At 73.1% G+C, this 17,427-nt stretch carries 17 protein-coding genes; 3 read left to right on the forward strand and 14 right to left on the reverse strand.

Annotated elements, in window-relative coordinates:
* The first annotated feature begins 95 nt into the window (after positions 1–95).
* Both pepN and ACLQ2W_RS09050 read left to right on the forward strand, forming a co-directional pair.
* Positions 96–2,642: an aminopeptidase N gene (gene pepN, locus ACLQ2W_RS09045; protein ID WP_425786060.1), complete on the forward strand. Its 2,547-nt coding sequence runs from the start codon at positions 96–98 to the stop codon at positions 2,640–2,642.
* 84 nt (positions 2,643–2,726) lie between these two features.
* Positions 2,727–3,290 (forward strand): Uma2 family endonuclease, encoded by a 564-nt coding sequence (locus tag ACLQ2W_RS09050; RefSeq protein WP_425786061.1) that lies wholly within the window; start codon positions 2,727–2,729, stop codon positions 3,288–3,290.
* A gap of 68 nt (positions 3,291–3,358) precedes the next feature.
* On the opposite strand, the gene ACLQ2W_RS09055 is transcribed toward ACLQ2W_RS09050, so the two are convergent.
* The 3 genes from ACLQ2W_RS09055 to ACLQ2W_RS09065 form a co-directional block, all read right to left on the reverse strand.
* Positions 3,359–3,772, reverse strand: coding sequence for a DUF5130 family protein (locus tag ACLQ2W_RS09055; protein ID WP_107155922.1), 414 nt, complete (start codon positions 3,770–3,772; stop codon positions 3,359–3,361).
* Positions 3,759–4,043, reverse strand: coding sequence for a hypothetical protein (locus ACLQ2W_RS09060; protein WP_425786460.1), 285 nt, complete (start codon positions 4,041–4,043; stop codon positions 3,759–3,761). The genes ACLQ2W_RS09055 and ACLQ2W_RS09060 overlap by 14 nt, the downstream gene beginning before the upstream one ends.
* Before the next feature lie 73 nt (positions 4,044–4,116).
* Entirely contained in the window at positions 4,117–5,580 is a 1,464-nt protein-coding gene (locus tag ACLQ2W_RS09065) for an amidase (RefSeq protein ID WP_425786062.1), read from the reverse strand.
* Positions 5,581–5,771: 191 nt separating this feature from the next.
* Between ACLQ2W_RS09065 and ACLQ2W_RS09070 the strand changes: the two genes are divergently transcribed.
* Complete coding sequence (locus tag ACLQ2W_RS09070) at positions 5,772–6,719, forward strand: alpha/beta hydrolase (RefSeq protein ID WP_425786461.1); 948 nt, start codon at positions 5,772–5,774, stop codon at positions 6,717–6,719.
* Between the two features lie 66 nt (positions 6,720–6,785).
* Here ACLQ2W_RS09070 and ACLQ2W_RS09075 read toward each other — a convergent pair whose 3' ends face one another.
* From ACLQ2W_RS09075 to ACLQ2W_RS09125, 11 genes are read right to left on the reverse strand one after another with little or no spacing between them, the layout of a single operon-like run.
* Positions 6,786–7,808, reverse strand: coding sequence for an amidohydrolase family protein (locus ACLQ2W_RS09075; RefSeq protein ID WP_425786063.1), 1,023 nt, complete (start codon positions 7,806–7,808; stop codon positions 6,786–6,788).
* The gene (locus ACLQ2W_RS09080) at positions 7,808–8,332 is read right to left on the reverse strand and encodes a 3-hydroxyanthranilate 3,4-dioxygenase (RefSeq protein ID WP_425786064.1); all 525 of its coding nucleotides are present in this window, start codon (positions 8,330–8,332) and stop codon (positions 7,808–7,810) included. Before ACLQ2W_RS09080 ends, ACLQ2W_RS09075 begins: the two co-directional genes overlap by 1 nt.
* Entirely contained in the window at positions 8,325–8,750 is a 426-nt protein-coding gene (locus ACLQ2W_RS09085) for a RidA family protein (RefSeq protein ID WP_405090878.1), read from the reverse strand. The genes ACLQ2W_RS09080 and ACLQ2W_RS09085 overlap by 8 nt, the downstream gene beginning before the upstream one ends.
* The gene (locus tag ACLQ2W_RS09090) at positions 8,747–9,520 is read right to left on the reverse strand and encodes a 2-keto-4-pentenoate hydratase (RefSeq protein ID WP_425786065.1); all 774 of its coding nucleotides are present in this window, start codon (positions 9,518–9,520) and stop codon (positions 8,747–8,749) included. Before ACLQ2W_RS09090 ends, ACLQ2W_RS09085 begins: the two co-directional genes overlap by 4 nt.
* Complete coding sequence (gene dmpG, locus ACLQ2W_RS09095; RefSeq protein WP_425786066.1) at positions 9,517–10,572, reverse strand: 4-hydroxy-2-oxovalerate aldolase; 1,056 nt, start codon at positions 10,570–10,572, stop codon at positions 9,517–9,519. Before dmpG ends, ACLQ2W_RS09090 begins: the two co-directional genes overlap by 4 nt.
* Positions 10,569–11,498, reverse strand: a complete 930-nt coding sequence (locus tag ACLQ2W_RS09100) for an acetaldehyde dehydrogenase (acetylating) (protein ID WP_425786067.1) — start codon at positions 11,496–11,498, stop codon at positions 10,569–10,571. Before ACLQ2W_RS09100 ends, dmpG begins: the two co-directional genes overlap by 4 nt.
* Positions 11,495–12,292 (reverse strand): 2-keto-4-pentenoate hydratase, encoded by a 798-nt coding sequence (locus ACLQ2W_RS09105; RefSeq protein WP_425786068.1) that lies wholly within the window; start codon positions 12,290–12,292, stop codon positions 11,495–11,497. The genes ACLQ2W_RS09100 and ACLQ2W_RS09105 overlap by 4 nt, the downstream gene beginning before the upstream one ends.
* A gap of 17 nt (positions 12,293–12,309) precedes the next feature.
* Positions 12,310–13,791, reverse strand: a complete 1,482-nt coding sequence (locus ACLQ2W_RS09110) for a 2-hydroxymuconic semialdehyde dehydrogenase (protein ID WP_425786462.1) — start codon at positions 13,789–13,791, stop codon at positions 12,310–12,312.
* A 20-nt stretch (positions 13,792–13,811) separates the two neighbouring features.
* Positions 13,812–15,143, reverse strand: a complete 1,332-nt coding sequence (locus tag ACLQ2W_RS09115; protein WP_425786069.1) for an FAD-dependent oxidoreductase — start codon at positions 15,141–15,143, stop codon at positions 13,812–13,814.
* Positions 15,140–16,417: a kynureninase gene (kynU, locus tag ACLQ2W_RS09120; RefSeq protein WP_425786070.1), complete on the reverse strand. Its 1,278-nt coding sequence runs from the start codon at positions 16,415–16,417 to the stop codon at positions 15,140–15,142. The genes ACLQ2W_RS09115 and kynU overlap by 4 nt, the downstream gene beginning before the upstream one ends.
* A 14-nt stretch (positions 16,418–16,431) precedes the next feature.
* Positions 16,432–17,316: a tryptophan 2,3-dioxygenase gene (locus tag ACLQ2W_RS09125; protein ID WP_405090885.1), complete on the reverse strand. Its 885-nt coding sequence runs from the start codon at positions 17,314–17,316 to the stop codon at positions 16,432–16,434.
* Positions 17,317–17,427: the final 111 nt, after the last annotated feature.

Consider the following 17,427-nt stretch of genomic DNA (forward strand, 5'->3'; position numbering starts at 1 on the left):
AGACTCGGTTTCGGACCGCCCGTCACGAGCGGACGGGGAGGCCGGTGCCGCGGGGCGCGGCGAGACGACTGGGATGGAGACGAACAGTGCCGGGAGTGCGCAACCTGACCCAGGTCGAGGCGATCGAGCGGGCCCGCCTGCTCGAGGTGACCGGGTACGACATCAGCCTCGACCTGTCGACCGCCGTGCAGCCCACCGGCCGCACGTTCCGCTCGGTGACCGAGGTCCGGTTCCGCTGCGCCGAGCCGGGGGCGACCACGTTCATCGAGGCCGCCGCCGACACGGTGCGGTCGGCCACGCTGAACGGTGAGCCGGTCGACCTGTCCGACTGGTCCGCCGAGCAGGGCCTCACGCTGACCGGCCTGGCCGCCGAGAACGTCCTCGTGGTCGACGCCGACTTCGGTTACTCGAACAGCGGGCAGGGCCTGCACCGCACCGTCGACCCGGTCGACGGCGAGACCTACCTGTACAGCCAGTTCGAGACCGCCGACGCGCAGCGGGTCTTCGCCTGCTTCGACCAGCCCGACCTGAAGAGCGTCTACACCTGGCACGCCACCGTCCCGGACCACTGGAAGGTCGTGTCGAACATGCCGGTGGCCCGCGAGGAGGCCGCCGACGAGGGCATGAAGACGCTGCACTTCGCCCGCTCCGAGCGGATGAGCACCTACATCACCGCGCTGTGCGCCGGGCCGTACCACGAGGTGCGCCACACCCACGACGGCATCGACATGGGCTACTTCTGCCGGGCCAGCATGGCGCCCCACCTCGACGCGGACGACCTGCACCTGATCACCACGCAGGGCTTCGACTTCTTCCAGGAGAAGTTCGGCGTGCGCTACCCGCTGCCGAAGTACGACCAGCTCTGGGTGCCGGACTTCAACGCCGGCGCGATGGAGAACTTCGGCTGCGTCACGCACGCCGAGTCGCACTACATCTTCCGCTCGCAGGTCACCGACTTCGAGTACGAGCAGCGCGCCAACACGATCCTGCACGAGCTGGCGCACATGTGGTTCGGTGACCTGGTCACCATGCGCTGGTGGAACGACCTGTGGCTGAACGAGTCGTTCGCCGAGTGGGCCAGCCACTGGTGCAACACCCACGCCACCCGCTTCACCGACGCCTGGACGACGTTCCTGTCGATCCGGAAGAACTGGGGCTACCGGCAGGACCAGCTCTCCTCCACCCACCCGGTCTACTGCGAGATGCCGGACCTGGAGGCGGTCGAGGTCAACTTCGACGGCATCACGTACGCCAAGGGCGCCAGCGTGCTCAAGCAGCTCGTCGCGTACGTGGGCGAGGAGCCGTTCCTGGCCGGCCTGCGGGCCTACTTCGGCAAGCACGCCTGGGGCAACGCCACCTTCGACGACCTGCTCTCCGAGCTGGAGGCGGCCTCCGGCCGGGAGCTGCGCAAGTTCGCCGCCCAGTGGTTGGAGACCGCGCAGGTCAACACGCTGCGCCCGGACGTGGCCATCGGCGCCGACGGCGCGTACGAGCGGGTGGTGGTGCGGCAGGAGGCGCCGGCCGGGCACCCGACGCTGCGGACCCACCGGATCGGCGTGGGCCTCTACGACCTGACCGACCGCCGGCTGGTCCGGCGCGAGCTGGTCGAGGTGGACGTGACCGGCGAGCTGACCGAGCTGACCGCGCTGCACGGCAAGCCCGCGGCCGACGTGCTGCTGCTCAACGACGAGGACCTCACCTACACCAAGCTGCGGCTGGACGAGCGGTCCATGTCGACAGTGGTGCAGCACATCTCCGGTTTCGACTCGTCGCTGGCCCGGGCGCTGTGCTGGACGGCCGCCTGGGACATGACCCGGGACGCCGAGCTGTCGGCGCGCGACTACGTGGCGCTGGTGCTGGCCGGGCTGACCGCCGAGACCGACATCAACCTGGTGACCGCCACGCTGCGGCAGGCGTCCACCGCGCTCACGTTCTACGCCGACCCGGAGTGGGCGCCGACCGGCTGGGCCGACCTGGCCCGGACCGCGCGGACCGCGCTGGCCGCGGCGGAGCCGGGCAGCGGCTTCCAGCTCGCCTGGGCCCGGGCGTACGCCTCCTCGGCCCGCTCCGGCGAGGACCTGGCGACGCTGCGCGGCTGGCTGGACGGCAGCGGGGTGCCGGCCGGTCTGACCGTCGACACCGAGCTGCGGTGGACCGTGCTCCAGTCGCTTGTCGCCAACGGCGCGGCCGGGGCCGCCGAGGTGGAGGCCGAGCTGGCGAGCGACCGCACCGCCAGCGGCGAGCGGGAGGCCGCGTACGCGTACGCGCTGGTGCCGACCGAGGCGAACAAGGCCGCGGTGTGGGCGCAGCTCACCGGCCCGGACGCGCTGCCCAACTGGCGCAACCGCGCGTTGTTGCAGGGCTTGACCCACCCGGCGCAGGTCGAGCTGACCGCGCCCTACCGGGAGCGTTACTTCGCCGCCGTCGACCAGGTTTGGGCGCAGCGGGACAGCGAGCCGGCGCAGGAGTTCGTGCAGCTCGCCTACCCGGCGTACCTGGTCGACGAGGACACCGTCGCGGCCACCGACGCGTGGCTGGCCCGCGACGGTCGGCCGGCGTCGCTGCGCCGGCTGGTGGCCGAGGGCCGCGACGGCGTGGTCCGCGCGTTGAAGGCCCGCGAGCGGGACGCCCGCAGCGCCTGAGCAGGGGTACGACGGCCGGGGCCGGCGCGGGTGGAAGCCCGCGCCGGCCCCGGCCCTTTATCGTGTACGGAGGAGGTGGACGTGATGGCACAACCGACCCATGAGTGGCGCCCACCGGAACGACCGTGGCAGGAGCAGGATCTGTCCGACCTCCCCGAGGACGGTAACCGCTACGAGATCATCGACGGAAGTCTGCACGTGACCCCACCGGCCCTGCCGGAGCACCACGAACTCGCGGACGACATCCGGATGGCCCTGCGCCAGGTCGCCCCGGAGGGGTGGCGGGTGATTCGCGAGATCGGAGTACGGGTACCCGCGGGCAATCTGATCCCGGACATCACCGTGCTCACGTCGGGTGCACCTCGGAAGCAGATGTGGGCAGAACCGGCGCACGTCGCCCTGGTCATCGAGGTGGAGTCGCCCAACAGCCGACGGCATGACCGGTTCACCAAACCCGCGCTCTACGCCGAGGCCGGCATCCCGCACTACTGGCGGGTTGAGCAGGGGGACTTCGGCCCTGTCCTCTACCGCTACCAGTTGGTCAAGGGCGTGCACTACGACCTGGTCGGGACTCTCGGCCCCGACGATCCGGCGCACATCGACGAGCCGTGGCCGATGCGGCTGGACCCCTCCGCCTGGCCCCGCTGAGCCCACGAGAAAGCCCGGCCCACGCGTTACCGCGCGGGCCGGGCTTCGTCGTGTGTGCGGTCGGCTGCTCAGCCCTTGCCGGCGTGGCTGGCGAGCTGGTCGAGGCCCTGGATGACGCCGCCGGCCAGGTCGCCGCCGCCGAAGGACGCCACCATGGAGAGCGCGGCCAGCTTCGCGTACGTGTCCGGGATGCGCTTGCGGGCGTACTTGCCGGTGACGATCTCCAGCTGCCGCTGGTTGGGCGACACCGCGATCAGCACCGACTTGTCCGGCTCGGCGAGCTGCCGGTGCAGCCGCTCGGCGTGCTCCCGGATCGGCTCGTCGAGGCCGCCCACGTAGACCGAGAAGACCAGGCCGGTGCCCTGGTCGGCCAGGCGGAGCGCCTCGTCGATGCGGAGCAGCTGCCGGGTCGAGAACGGCCCGTCCAGCACGTCGGGCGGGGTGCCCGTCCCGGTCGTGGGCCGCGCTTCACCAACGGTCACTTGCGCCTCCGGTTCCACCGGCCGGCGCCTCCCGGCCGGCCTGCTCCTGCTTGTGGCTGGTCAGCGCCGGCGCCTGCGCGCCGGCGGTCAGCGCGGTGCCGGCCGAGTCGGCCAGCTGCTCCGGGCGGCCCAGGAACCAGACCGGAGTGAAGTCGAAGGACCGACCCGGCCGGTAGCGCTTGGCGCCGCCACCGTGGCCACGGCTGCCGGCGGCCGCCAGACCGGCGATCACCAGCACCGCGGCGACCGGGATGCCGACGAAGACCACCAACGTCTCGGTAACAGACAATCCCAACGCCCCCAGGCGGAAGAGAGACCAGGAATGTTCCGGGTCGGGTGGACGGTCACGACGGGCCGCGCCCGACCTCGCTTGTGATGTTCACGTTAGCGGAGTCGACGGCCCGCCAGATTGCGGGGTGCTGATCCCACCCGCCACAGCAGTGCTCCAGTTGCGCGGCAGTGGCGATCAGCGTGGCGTCGTCGCCGTACCGGCCGGTGAGCAGCACCCCGACCGGCAGGCCGTCGGCGGTCCGGCCGACCGGCAGCGAAACGGACGGGTCGCCGGTGACGTTGAAGACCGCGCAGTACGGCGAGAAACGCCGCTGCCTGTCGAAATCCGTTGCCGGGTCGAGCGCGGCGAACGCGCCGACCGGCGCCTGCGGGGCCGTCAGCGTGGGGCAGAGCAGCAGGTCACAGCCGGCGGTCCGGCGCGCGCCCCGGCGGACCTGGGCCTGGAGTTCGCCGAGCGCGGCCATCAGTCGGGCGGCGCCGATCGCCTCGCCCCGCTCGCGCAGGAACCGGGTCAGCGGCAGCAGCTCGCCCTCCCGACCGGCCGGGACGGGGGCGAGCGCCAGCGCGTACCAGACGGTCTCGAACATCGGCCACGCCTCCGGGCCGAGCGGCGCGGGGACCTCGACCACGTCGTGGCCGGCGTCGGCGAGCAGCGCGGCGGCCCGGTCGACGGCGGCCACGCAGTCGGGGTGGACCGGCTCGTCGGCGAGCATTCCGGTGGTGAAGCGGCCGATCCGCAGCCGGCCGGGCCCGGCGGCGCGGGCGGCGCCGAGGTAGCCGCCGGCGGGCGCGGCCGGCGGCAGGTAGGGCTCGCCGGGCACCGGTCGCGCCAGCACGTCGAGCAGCGCCGCCACGTCGGCGACGGTGCGGCCGAGCGGGCCGTTGGTGGGCAGCCCGAACGCGCCGAAGCCGAGCGGGCCGCCGGAGACCAGGCCCCGGCTGGGCTTGTGGCCGACCAGGCCGCAGAGCGCGGCCGGGATGCGCAGCGAGCCGCCGCCGTCGGAGCCCTGCGCGACCGGCACCAGGCCGGCGGCGACCGCGGCCGCCGCGCCGCCGCTGGATCCACCCGCGGTGTACGCCAGGTCCCACGGGTTGCGGGCCGGCGGCGCGACCCGCCCCTCGGAGTAGAGCGAACAGCCCAGCTCGGAGGTGGTGGTCTTGCCGAGGCTGACCAGCCCGGCGCCGGCCAGGAAGCGCACCACGTCGGCGTCGACGGGCGGGACGAAGTCGGCGAACGCGGCCGAGCCGAACGTGGTCCGGACGCCGGCGGTCAGCGTGAGGTCCTTGATCGCGGTCGGCACCCCGTGCAGCGGCCCGCGCGCCTCCGTCGGCACGGCGTCGGCGGCCCGCGCGGCGGCGCGGGCGCGCTCGGCGGTGACCGTGACGAACGCGCCGACGGTGTCGCCGAGCGCGTCGACCCGGCGCAGGTGGTGCTCGACCAGTTCCAGGCTGGACAGTTCGCCCCGGCGGATCGCGGCGGCCTGCTCCAGCGCGGTCAGGTCGTGCGGCTCGGCCATGGCCACCATCCTGCCCGCTTCGTGGCGGGATCGCCGGCCGACACGTCCGGCCGTGCGGCGGCCCGGCCATACCCGGCTGGCATGACCGGATCGGGATTGCCGCGCGACGGACGCGGCACGGACCATCAATTCATCGGTCATCTTCGATCGATGTTCACCCCGACCACCGCCAGGAGCATGCCGTGCAACCCATCACCGCCCCGCACGACCGCCCATCCCGGGGCCGGCCGGCCCGCCGCCGCCGTCTCGCGCGTACCCTCCGCCCGTTGCTCGCCCTCGCCCTGGCCGCCGCCGGGCTCACCGCGCTGCCCGCCGCGCCGGCCGGGGCCCGCGACGGCGCCCCGGTCGCCCCGCTGGCCGCGAACCCCTACGAGCGGGGTCCCGCGCCCACGGTGGCCAGCATCGAGGCCACCCGGGGTCCGTTCGCCATCACCCAGACCACGGTCGCCGCGTCGGCCGTGAGCGGATTCCGGGGTGGCACGATCTACTACCCGACCAGCACCGCCGAGGGCACGTTCGGCGCGGTGGCCGTCTCCCCCGGGTTCACCGCCAGCCAGTCCTCGGTCGCCTGGCTCGGACCGCGCCTGGCCTCCCAGGGCTTCGTGGTCATCACCATCGACACGCTCTCCGTCTACGACCAGCCGGCCAGCCGGGGCACCCAACTCCTGGCCGCCCTGGACTACCTGACCGCCACCAGCGCGGTGCGGACCCGGATCGACCGCAACCGGCTCGCGGTGATGGGGCACTCGATGGGCGGCGGCGGCAGCCTGTCCGCGGCCAACACCCGCCCCACGCTCCAGGCGGCGATCCCGCTGACCGGTTGGCACACCGTGAAGAACTGGTCGTCGGTACGCGTGCCGACGCTCGTCGTCGGCGCCGAGAACGACACGGTGGCGCCGGTGGCGTCGCACTCGGAGCCGTTCTACACCAGCCTGCCGGCCACCCTGGACAAGGCGTACCTGGAGCTGAACGCGGCCAGCCACTCGGCACCGACCTCGCCGAACGTGACGGTCGCGAAGTACAGCATCTCCTGGCTCAAGCGGTTCGTCGACGACGACACCCGCTACGAGCAGTTCCTCTGCCCGGCGCCCCGGGGCAGCGCCATCGAGGAGTACCGCGACACCTGCCCGCACTCCTGACGCCGCCTCGCCGAGGCTCTGGGTGCGTCTGTGGTCGCCGGGGCGACCCCAGACGCACCCAAACCGTCAGGACCGCAAAGCGCCCCGGTCGAGGCCGAGGAAGCGCAGGGCGTTGCCGCCCAACAGCGCGGTCCGCTGCGCGTCGGTGAGGAAGTCGGACCGGTGCACCACCTGCCCGACCGGCCGCTCCCCCAGCGGGTACGGGTAGTCGCTGCCGAGCAGCACCCGGTCGACGCCCATGGTGTCCACCAGCAGCCGCAACGCGGCGGGCTCGAACACCACCGAGTCGACGCTGAACCGGTCGACGTACGAGCTGGGCGGCGCGGCGGACGCCCCGCGTACCAGGTCGCCGCGGCGGTGCCAGGCGTTGTCGGCGCGGCCCAGCCAGAACGGGAAGCTGCCGCCGCCGTGCGCGAAGCAGATCCGCAGCGTCTCCGGCACCCGGTCGAACACGCCGCCGAGGATCAACGCCAGCACCGACAGGTGCGTCTCCGCCGGCATGCCGGTCAGCCAGCGGGCCATCCACCGGTTCAGGCGGGGCCCGCCGGGCATGTCCCACGGGTGCACGAAGACCGGCGCGCCGACCTCGGCGCAGTGGGTCAGGAACGCCACGATGCCGGCGTCGTCGAGGTCCCGGTCGCCGACGTGGTTGCCGATCTCCACACCGGCGTGCCCGGCCGCGAGGCAGCGGTCCAGCTCGGCGCAGGCGGCGTCCGGGTCCTGCAACGGCACCTGGCAGAACGGCACCAGCCGGTCCCCACCGGCGGCGGTGACCTCCAGCGTGAGGTCGTTGAAGATCCGGGCCACCTTGACCGCCTGGTCGGCCGGGCGGTCGTAGCCGAAGAAGACCGGGGTCGGCGAGACGACCTGGACGTCGACGCCGTCGGTGGTCATGTCGGCGAGCCGGGTGGGCGCGTCCCAGCACGCCGCGCCGACCGGCCGGAACTCCGTCTCCCCCACCATGATCATGGCGGCGCGCTCGGAGTCCACCCGCAGCCAGGGCCAACCGGACCCGCCGCAGGCCGCGTCGAGGTCCGGCCATCCCTTCGGTACGACGTGCGTGTGCACGTCGACGACCGGCACCGGCATCAGCCCTTGCCCGGGTGCAGCGCGCCGCAGTTGTCGCAGGTGCGGGCCTTCTCGTCGGCGTAGAACGAGGCGAAGACCGGGGGCAGGTCGGCGGCGATGTCGCGCACCTGCAACTCGACCTCGTGCACCTTGTTGCTGCACTCGGCGCAGTACCACTGGAACTTCTCCAGCGTGCCCTCCTCGCGGACCCGCTCGATCACCATGCCGATCGAACCGGCCTCCGGACGCTGCGGCGAGTGCGGGGTGTTGCGCGGCAGCATCCACATCTGACCCTCGCGCACGTGCACCGTACGCGGCCCCTCGGGCGTCATCAGGTTGATGTGCATGTTGCCCTTGACCTGGTAGAAGAACTCCTCGTACGGGTCGACGTGGAAGTCGGTGCGCTGGTTCGGCCCGCCCACCACCATGACGATGAAGTCGTCGCTGCCGGGCAGCATCTCCTTGTTGCCCACCGGGGGCTTGAGCAGGTGCTGGTTCTCGCCGATCCAGCCGGAGAAGCTGAACGGCTCGGCGATCTCACTCATGGGAACCTCCCGACGGAAGTAGGGCGACGGCCTGCATCTCGATCAGCAGGTGCGGGTGCGGAAGCTGGTGCACGGCCACCGTGGTCCGGGTCGGCCCGGCGGCGTCGAAGAACTCCGCCCACACCTCGTTGTAGCCCCCGAAGTCGTTCATGTTGACCAGGTAGCTGGTGACCTGCACCAGGTCGGTCAGCTCCGCGCCCACCGACCGGAGCAGGTCCCGGATGTTCTCGACCACGGCCCGGGTCTGCGCCCGGATGTCCAGGTCGGTGGTGCCGAGTTCGTCCACCGACACACCGGCGAACGTGTTGTCCGGCCGGCGCGACGACGTACCGGAGACGAAGACGAACCCGCCCGCCACCTTGACGTGCGGGAACGCGCCGCGCGGCACGGCCTTCCCGGCCACCACGCGGGCCGTCACGGGAGTGCCTTCAGAGAGGCGGAGCCGAGCTTCTCCACGGTGGCGCGGACGTGCGCCCCCGGGCGCAACGGCACTGCGGCGGTGGCCGCGCCGGCCAGGAACACCCAGCCCTTGCGCAGCCGCACGCCGTACCGGCCGGCCAGCCGCAGGCCCTCGTCCAGCGCGCGGCGCGGGTCACCGAGGATGGCGGCGGTCGAGCCGACCTGCGCCACCCGCCCGTCGATCTCCAGCAGCACACCGAGATTGTCCAGCCCGTCGGGCACCGGTGACCAGGGCCCGATCGCGAACGCGGCGGCCGAGGTGTTGTCCGCGACCACGTCCGGCAGCGAGAACGTGAAGTTCGCGTACCGGGAGTCGATCAGCTCGATCGCCGGGGCGACCGCGCGGACCGCCCGGGTGAACGAGCCGACCGGCTCGCCGGGCTCGGGCAGCCGGTCCAGCAGGAACGCCACCTCCGGCTCGACCCGGGGGTGGATGAAGCCGCCGGTGTCGACCGTCCCGCCGTCGGGCACCCGCATCACGTCGGTGAGCCGACCCCAGATCACCTCGTCCACGCCAACCTGGGCCATCTTGGCCCTGCTGGTCAGCCCCATCTTCAGCCCGACCAGCCGCTCGCCCCGGTCGAGGCGGCGCTGCACCAACGCGGCCTGCACCGCGTACGCGGCGTCCACGTCGAGGCCGGTCTCGGCGGCGAGCTGTCCGATGGCGGTGGCGGAGTCGGCCGCCGCGCCCAGCTTCTCCGCGATCCCCGCGACGTCCGGCCCGATCATGAGTTCTCCTTACCGGCCAGGTCCAGTGCCACGTCCACGATCATGTCCTCCTGGCCGCCGACCATCCGGCGGCGACCCAGCTCGACCAGGATCGAGCGCACGTCCACGCCGTACTTCGCCGAGGCCCGCTCGGCGTGGCGCAGGAAGCTGGAGTAGACGCCCGCGTACCCCAGGGAGAGCGTCTCCCGGTCGACCTGGACCGGCCGGTCCTGCAACGGGCGGACGATGTCGTCGGCGGCGTCCATCAGCGCGAACACGTCGCAGCCGTGCTTCCAGCCGTGCAGCTCGGCGACCGCGACGAAGACCTCCAGCGGCGCGTTGCCGGCGCCCGCGCCCATGCCGGCCAGCGACGCGTCCACCCGCACGGTCCGCCCGGACGGCGCGCCGACCGGGCCGTCGCCGAGGATCCGGCCGTGCTCGACCGCGAGCACGCTGTTCGCCACGCCCAGCGACAGGTTGTGGTGCGCGTGGATGCCGATCTGCGTCTCCGGCGCCAGCACCTGCCGGTACGCGTCGACGCGCTGCGCCACGTCGGACATCAGCAGCCGGCCGCCGGAGTCGGTGACGTAGACGCAGTGCGCGCCGTACGACTCCATCAGCCGGGCCTGGGCGGCCAGCCCGGCCGGGTCGTTCAGGTGCGACATCATCAGGAACCCGGCGACGTCCATGTCGTTCTCCCGGGCCCAGGCGATGTGCTGGGCGGAGATGTCCGCCTCGGTGCAGTGGGTGGCGATCCGCACGCTTGTCACGCCGAGCGCCTTCGCCGCCTTCAGGTCGGCGATGGTGCCGATGCCGGGTAGCAGCAGCGTGGTGAGCCGGGCGTTCGTCAGCACCTCGGCGGCGGCCGAGATCCACTCCGCGTCGGAGGCCGCGCCGTGGCCGTAGTTGACGCTGGAGCCGGCCAGCCCGTCGCCGTGCGCGACCTCGATGGCGGCCACCCCGGCGGCGTCGAGCGCGGCGGCGATGGTGCGGACCTGGTCGACGGTGTAGCGGTGGGCGATGGCGTGCATGCCGTCGCGCAGCGTCACGTCCTGGATGTAGAGGTCGGTCATCGCACAGCCGCCTTCCGGAGCGTGACCAGCCGCTCGGCGGTGCGCAGCGCGGCCGACGTCATGATGTCCAGGTTGCCGGCGTACGCGGGCAGGTAGTGCCCGGCGCCGGAGACCTCCAGGAACACCGAGACCTGGAGCCCGGTGACGTGCCGGCCGAGCACCGGCGCGTACGTGTCCACCGGGTCGAACTGCACCTCCTGCTTGAGCCGGTAGCCGGGCACGTACTCCTGCACGGTCTGCACCATGTCGGCCACCGAGGCGGCGATCGCGGCCCGGTCGGCGTCGGCGTCCGGGCAGAGGCAGTAGACGGTGTCCCGCATGAGCAGCGGCGGATCGGCCGGGTTCAGCACGATGATCGCCTTGCCGCGTTCGGCGCCGCCGACCACCTCGATGGCCCGGGCGGTGGTCTCGGTGAACTCGTCGATGTTGGCCCGGGTGCCCGGCCCCGCCGACTTCGAGGCGATCGACGCGACGATCTCCCCGTACGCGACCGGGGTGACCCGGCCGACCGCGTGCACGATCGGCACGGTGGCCTGCCCGCCGCAGGTGACCATGTTGACGTTCGGCTCGGCCAGGTGCTCGTCGAGGTTGACCGGCGGCACCACGTACGGGCCGAGCGCGGCCGGGGTCAGGTCGACCACGGTCCGGCCGTGTGCGCGCAGCACCTCGTCGTGGCGGCGGTGCGCGCCGGCCGAGGTGGCGTCGAAGACCAGCTCCACGTCGGCGAACTCGGGCAGCGCCACGAGGCCGTCGACGCCGTCGGCGGTGGTGGTCACGCCGAGCCGGCGGGCCCGCGCCAGCCCGTCCGAGGCCGGGTCGATGCCGGCCATCGCCACCATCCGCAGTTCGGTACTCAGTCTGAGCACCTTGATCATCAGGTCGGTGCCGATGTTGCCCGACCCGAGCACCGCCACGCCGACGCTCATGAGCTGGTCTCCTTCGAGAAACAGGTCCGCACCGAGCCGAGCCCGGAGATCCGCGCCTCGTACGCGGCGCCGGGCGTGACCGGCACCATCGGGCCGAGCGCCCCGGACAGCACCACGTCGCCGGCCCGCAGCGGGTCACCGGCGCGGGCCAGCGTGCCGGCCAGCCACGCCAGCGCGTGCAGCGGGTTGCCGAGGCAGGCCGCGCCCGCGCCGACCGAGACCGGCTCGCCGGCGTGCTCCAGCACCATGCCGCACAGCCGCAGGTCCACGTCGGCCAGCCGGCGCGGCGCGGTGCCGAGCACGAACAGCCCGCTGGACGCGTTGTCCGCGATCGTGTCCACGATGGAGATTTCCCAGCCGGCGATCCGCGAGTCGACGATCTCGATGGCCGGCAGCACGTGGTCCACGGCCCGGATCAGGTCGACGGTGGTGACCCGCTCGTCCGGCAGGTCGACGCCGAGCACGAACGCGATCTCCGCCTCCACCCGGGGCTGGAGCAGCCGGTCGATCGGCACCTCCACACCGTCGCCGACGGCCATGTCGTCGAAGAGGATCCCGAAGTCGGGCTGGAAGACGCCGAAGCTCTCCTGCACCGCCCGCGAGGTCAGGCCGATCTTCGCGCCGACCCGGCGGTGCCCCTTGCCGAGCCGCTGCCGGGTGTAGACCTGCTGCGCCTGGTACGCGGCCTCGACGTCGCCCTCCGGCAGCAGCCGGCCGCGCAGCGGCGGGCAGGGTTTCCCCTCCTGCCGGGCCACCGCCAGCTCCCGGTTGGCGGCCTCGATGTCCACGGTCATGTCGGCTCCTCGCCCGTTCATGTCAGGTCCACGCAGACGTTCGTCAGTTCCGAGTAGAAGGCGAGCGAGTGCACGCCGCCCTCCCGGCCGACCCCGGACGCCTTCACCCCGCCGAACGGGGTGCGCAGGTCACGCAGGAACCAGGTGTTGACCCAGACGATGCCGGCGTCCAGCCGTGCCCCGGCCCGGTGCGCCCGCCCCACGTCCCGGGTCCAGACGGTCGCCGCCAGGCCGTAGTCGGTGCCGTTGGCCAGCGCGTACGCCTCGTCCTCGGAGTCGAACGGCGCGACGTGCACGACCGGCCCGAAGATCTCCTCGCGGTTGGTCCGGGCGTCCGGCCCGAGGCCGGTGAGCACGGTCGGCTGCACGTACGCGCCGCCGTCGCGGGCGTCGCCGAAACGCGGCGTGCCGCCGCCCGCGCGCACCTCGGCGCCCTCGGTACGGGCCAGCGCGTAGTGGCCGAGCACCTTGTCCCGGTGGGCGTGCGAGATCAGCGGCATGTTCACCGTGGCCTCGTCCGCCGGCCAGCCGTACGCCAGCTCGTCGGCGCGCTTCGCCAGCCGCGCGGTGAACTCCTCGAAGACCGGCCGCTGCACGTAGATCCGCTCGGTGCAGAGGCACACCTGGCCGCCGTTGGTGAAGCTGGAGCGCACCGAGCCGGCGACCGCCGCGTCCAGGTCGGCGTCCGCGAAGACCAGGCCGGCGTTCTTGCCGCCCAGCTCGAAACTGACCGCCTTCACGCCGTCGGCGGCGGCCCGCATGATCGCGCTGCCGGTGGCCGACTCGCCGGTGAACGTGATCGCGTCCACGCCCGGGTGCCGGGTCAGGTGCTCGCCGGCCGAACCGGGCCCGAAGCCGTGCACCAGGTTGAACACGCCGTCCGGCACGCCGGCCGCGGCCATCACCTCGGCCAGCAGCGTGGCCGACGCCGGCGTCTCCTCGCTGGGCTTGACCACCACCGCGTTGCCGCAGGCCAGCGCCGGGGCGACCTTCCAGGTGAGCAGCAGCAGCGGCAGGTTCCACGGCACGATGACGGCGACCACGCCGACCGGCTTGCGGACCGCGTAGTTGAGCGCCCGGCCGCCGGTCGGGGTGACCGTGGTGAACGACTCGGTCGGCGCGGTCGCCACGATCTCGGCGAACGCCCGGAAGTTGGCCGCGCCGCGCGGGATGTCCAGCGTGCGGGCCTGCGAGATGGCCTTGCCGGTGTCCGCCACCTCGGCCGCCACCAGGTCGTCGAAGCGGCGCTCCAACTCGTCGGCGACCCGGCGCAGCACCTCGGCGCGTTCCCGCTCCCCCATCCGGCCCCACGGGCCGCGCAGCGCGGCCCGGCCGGCGGCCACCGCGTCGTCGACCACCGACTCCGACGCCTCCACCACCTCGAAGATCGGCTCGCCGGTGACCGGGCTGCGCTTGGTGAACCGGGGGCCGGCGTCGACGAACGCGCCGCCGACGAAGTTGCGCAGCAGGCCGGGGCCGTCCGGCGCGTGCCCGGTCATCAGCCGGGGGTCCCAGCGCGTCACCGCCGCCTCCCCAACGCCGCGCCGACACCGGCGGCCAGCAGCGCCACCGCGCCGGCCGCGACCGCGCCGACGGCGGCGTACTGCCGGCGGACCCGGCGGCGCACCTGCGCGTACGGGGTGGTGGAGAACGAGACCAACTCGTACTGGGAGACGTAGCGGCCGGGCAGCGCCCGTTCCAGCGCGTGCTCGACCGTCTTGCGGGCCCGGAACACCGGCGAGGCGACCTTGTCCCGCATCTCCACGAAGTTGGCCAGCGCCATCCGGGCGATCGCCTCCGCGTCGTCCTGGCGGCGGTGCTGGAACAGCGGCAGCGCGGTGGCCCACTCGTCGTCGCACTCGTCGAGGCAGCGGTCCAACTCGACCACGTCCTCGAACGCGCAGTTCGCGCCCTGGCCGTAGAACGGCACGATGGCGTGCGCGGCGTCGCCGAGCAGGCCCACCCGGCCGGCCACCTGCCACGGCGTGCAGCGCACCGTGCCGAGCACGCCGACCGGGTTGTGCTGGTAGTCGTCGACCAGGTTCGGCGCGAGCGGGACCAGGTCCGGGTAGTGGTCGGCGAAGAACCGCTCGATCGCGGCCGGGCTGCTCAGCGAGGCGAAGCTGCTCCTGCCGTGGGTGGGCCAGAACAGCGTGCAGGTGAAGGAGCGGTCCGGGTTCGGCAGCGCGATCATCATCGACGTGCCGCGCGGCCAGATGTGCAGCGCGCCCGGGTCCAGGGCGAACTCCCCGCCGATCGGCGGGATGGTCAGCTCCTTGTAGCCGTAGTCGAGGAAGTCCAGGCTCTCGGTCAGCCCCCCGTACGCCAGCAGTTGCCCGCGCACCGCGGAGCCGGCCCCGTCCGCGCCGAGGACGACCGACGCGGTGGCGGTGACCTTGCCCTGGGGGGTCTCGAACGTCATCTCGCCGCCGACCGGGTCGAGGCCGACCAGCCGGTGGTCGAACGCGACCCGCACGCCCGGCAGCGCGGCGGCGGCGTCGAGCAGCGCGTTGTTCAGCGCGCCCCGGCTGATCGAGTTGATCGCCCGGTCGCCGGAGACGCTGTACGACTGGAACTGCGGCTCACCCTCGACCGGGTGGATCATCCGGCCGCGCATCGGCAGCGCGTCCGCCATCACCTGCTCGTCCAGGCCGATCCGGCGCAACGCGTCCAGGCCGCGCTCGGAGAGCGCCAGGTTGATCGAGCGCCCGCGCTCGACGGTGCCGGTGCGCGGGTCCCCCCGCCGCTCGTAGAGCGCCACCGGGTAGCCGCGCCGGGCCAGGAAGCAGGCCAGCAGGCAGCCGGCCAGCCCGGCGCCGACCACCGCGATCTCGTCGCGTTCCGTGCTCATGAGGCGGCCTCCACGGTCGCGGCCAGCGCGTCGGCGACCCGCCAGCAGTCGTGGTACGTCGAGTAGAGCGGCACCGGCGCGAACCGGACCACGTCCGGCTCCCGGGCGTCGGCGATCACGCCGTGCTCGTGCCGCAGCCGCTTGGTCAGCTCGCTCGCACTACCCGAGGAAATCCGCACCGAGAGCTGGCAACCACGACGGGCCGGGTCGCGCGGCGTGATGACGGTCAGCGGCCGGCCGGGCGTCACCTCGTCGAGCAGCCGTTCCAGCCAGCCGGTGAGCCGCAGGCTGCGCTCCCGCAACGCGGGCATGCCGACGGCGTCGAACAGCGCCAGCGAGGTGCGAACCGGGCCCATCGCGAGGATCGGCGGGTTGGAGATCTGCCACGCCTCCACGGTGGCCGGCGGGCGGGACACCGGCGTCATCTCGAACCGGGTGGCCGCCTCGGTGCTCCACCAGCCCTCGAACCGGGGCAGCGACGCGTCGCCGAGGTGGCGTTCGTGGACGAAGACGCCGGCCAGCGCGCCCGGACCGGAGTTCAGATACTTGTAGGAGCACCAGGCGGCGAAGTCGACGTCCCAGTCGTGCAGCGCCAGCGGCACGTTGCCGGCCGCGTGCGCCAGGTCCCAGCCGACGACCGCGCCGGCGGCCCGCCCGGCGGCGGTGATCGCCGGGATGTCCATCAGCTCGCCGGTGAGGTAGTTGACGCCGCCGAGCAGCAGCAACGCCACCGTGTGCCCCTTGGCCGCCAGGAAGTCGGTGACGTCGGACGTGCGCAGGGTGTCCTCCCCGGGGCGCGGCTTCAGCCGCACCACCGTGGCGTCCGGGTCCAGGCCGTGGAACCGGGCCTGGCTGCGCACCGCGTAGCTGTCCGACGGGAACGCGCTGTCCTCGATGACGATCCTCGTGCGTTCCCCGGCGGGCCGGTAGAAGCTCACCATCAGCAGGTGCAGGTCCACCGTGAGCGAGTTCATCACCACGGTCTCCGTGGGCAGCGCGCCGACCAGTCGCGCGGCCGGCGCGGTCAACAACTCGTGGTACGACAGCCAGGGCCGCTCCGCCTCCAGGTGCCCCTCCACGCCCAGCCGGCGCCAGGCGTCCAGGTCGGCGACGAGTTCGTCCCGGGTGGCCCGGGGTTGCAGGCCCAGCGAGTTGCCGGCCAGGTACGCCACGTCGGGGTGCCGCCCGCCCTCGGCCGGCGGCACGTGGAACAGGTGTCGGTGGCCGGGGTCGGCGGCGTCGAGCCGGTGGGCTTCGCTCTCGGGGCTGATCATCGTGTGTTCTCCGGTCACATCGCGGTACGGGCCGACCACAGCTCCGGGAAGACCACCCGGGCCATGCTGCGCTGCAACCATGCCAGGCCGGCCGAGCCGCCGCTGCCGACCTTCGCGCCCATGGTGCGCTGCACCGCCTTGACGTGGTTCCACCGCCAGTCGCCGAACTGCTCGGCCACCTCGGTGAGCGCGTCGCCGAGCAGGCGCAGGTGGTTGTCCGGGCCGCCGTCGCCGTAGACGCGCACCCAGGCCGCCTCGACCGCCGGGTGCGACTCGTGCTCGACCGCGACGTCCCGCTCCAGCAGCTCGGCCGGCAGCGGGAAGCCGCGGCGGGCGAGCAGCGCCATCACGTCGTCCCAGAGGCTCGGCGTGGCCAGCGCGGCGGTCAGTTCGGCGTGCACGTCGGTCTGCCGGCGGAACGGGCGGATCAGCGCCGGGTCCCGCAGGCCGAGCAGGAACTCCAGTTGCCGGTACATCGCGGACTGGAAGCCTGACCCCTCGCCCAGCCGGTCCCGGAACCGGTTGAAGTCGGCCGGCGTCATCCAGCGCAGCCCCTGCCAGGCGGCGTTGAGCCCCTCCAGGTGCAGCGCGGCGCGGCGCAGCGGCGGCAGCGCCTCCCAGATCCGGTTGGCCCGCAGCTCGCGTTGGGCGTGCCGCAGCTCGTGGCAGGTCAGCTTGAAGTACAGCTCCATGATCTGGCTGACCATCAGGAAGGACATCTCGCCCGGGTCGTCGCTGAGCGGCTGCTGGAGCTGGTGCAGCGTGCTGGCATGCACGTACGCGTCGTACGGCACGCGCTCGGCGAACTCCAGCGTCGGCTCGCCTCCGTTGCGCGCCGCTCGGGCCGCCCGCTGCTGCGGGGTGGCCGGGCGCACCGCCGTCGTCTGTTCCACCGTCATCTCCGTCCGTGCGCGGGGTAATCGCCATGATCTCGCCGGTACGCGGGCCGAGGGAATGCCGGTTCAACGGCGGTATGGTGGTCTGACCTCACGAGCCGAAAGCATCTCGGG

The organism is Micromonospora sp. DT227, assembly GCF_049841835.1.
Lineage (GTDB): Bacteria > Actinomycetota > Actinomycetes > Mycobacteriales > Micromonosporaceae > Micromonospora.

Bases quoted from the DNA above. Each gene is read 5' to 3' on its own strand.
- kynU (WP_425786070.1), bottom strand. From the start codon at position 16,417: ATGATCAGCCCCGAGAGCGAAGCCCACCGGCTCGACGCCGCCGACCCC.
- dmpG (WP_425786066.1), bottom strand. From the start codon at position 10,572: ATGACCGACCTCTACATCCAGGACGTGACGCTGCGCGACGGCATGCAC.
- ACLQ2W_RS09065 (WP_425786062.1), bottom strand. From the start codon at position 5,580: ATGGCCGAGCCGCACGACCTGACCGCGCTGGAGCAGGCCGCCGCGATC.
- ACLQ2W_RS09105 (WP_425786068.1), bottom strand. From the start codon at position 12,292: ATGACCGTGGACATCGAGGCCGCCAACCGGGAGCTGGCGGTGGCCCGG.
- ACLQ2W_RS09075 (WP_425786063.1), bottom strand. From the start codon at position 7,808: ATGCCGGTGCCGGTCGTCGACGTGCACACGCACGTCGTACCGAAGGGA.
- ACLQ2W_RS09080 (WP_425786064.1), bottom strand. From the start codon at position 8,332: ATGAGTGAGATCGCCGAGCCGTTCAGCTTCTCCGGCTGGATCGGCGAG.
- ACLQ2W_RS09110 (WP_425786462.1), bottom strand. From the start codon at position 13,791: ATGACCGGGCACGCGCCGGACGGCCCCGGCCTGCTGCGCAACTTCGTC.
- ACLQ2W_RS09050 (WP_425786061.1), top strand. From the start codon at position 2,727: ATGGCACAACCGACCCATGAGTGGCGCCCACCGGAACGACCGTGGCAG.
- ACLQ2W_RS09125 (WP_405090885.1), bottom strand. From the start codon at position 17,316: ATGACGGTGGAACAGACGACGGCGGTGCGCCCGGCCACCCCGCAGCAG.
- ACLQ2W_RS09100 (WP_425786067.1), bottom strand. From the start codon at position 11,498: ATGAGCGTCGGCGTGGCGGTGCTCGGGTCGGGCAACATCGGCACCGAC.
- ACLQ2W_RS09090 (WP_425786065.1), bottom strand. From the start codon at position 9,520: ATGATCGGGCCGGACGTCGCGGGGATCGCGGAGAAGCTGGGCGCGGCG.
- ACLQ2W_RS09115 (WP_425786069.1), bottom strand. From the start codon at position 15,143: ATGAGCACGGAACGCGACGAGATCGCGGTGGTCGGCGCCGGGCTGGCC.